Annotated in this window: 1 protein-coding gene; it reads right to left on the bottom strand. The window is 74.0% G+C overall.

The annotated features are described in order from the left end of the window. Positions 1-43: 43 nt before the first annotated feature. Positions 44-346, bottom strand: a 303-nt coding sequence (locus JGS39_RS40390; RefSeq protein WP_372456204.1) for a carbohydrate-binding protein, incomplete at its 5' end; no start/stop codon positions are given.

The raw sequence follows: 346 nt of genomic DNA, 5'->3' as shown, positions 1-346 counted from the left end.
CGTGCCAGGCGTCGCCGGGCGGGCGGGACTTTCAGAACACGCGCTACAGGGCCTGCCAGAGCGCGGGGACGTTCGGGGGTGTCCAGCCGGGCTGCGCCTGGTGTCCCTGGAGGCAGCGGTAGCTCGCGGAGCCGTACGTCACGACGTCACCGGCCGCGTAGGACGTCCCGGCCGCCCAGCTGCCACCCGGGTTGGTCGGCGGGTCCGTCGGACCGGTCGGCGGGTCGGTGGGGGTGCCGCTGGTGACCAGGGTGAGTCCGTACGCCTGGAGCGCCGGGTTCACGGGCTGGAAGTACGTCGTACCGCCCTGGGAGCAGTTGCCGCTCCCGCCCGAGGTGACGCCCTG

The organism is Streptomyces poriferorum (genome assembly GCF_019399235.1).
Classification (GTDB): domain Bacteria; phylum Actinomycetota; class Actinomycetes; order Streptomycetales; family Streptomycetaceae; genus Streptomyces; species Streptomyces poriferorum.
This window is presented reverse-complemented; position numbering and strand designations above follow the sequence as displayed.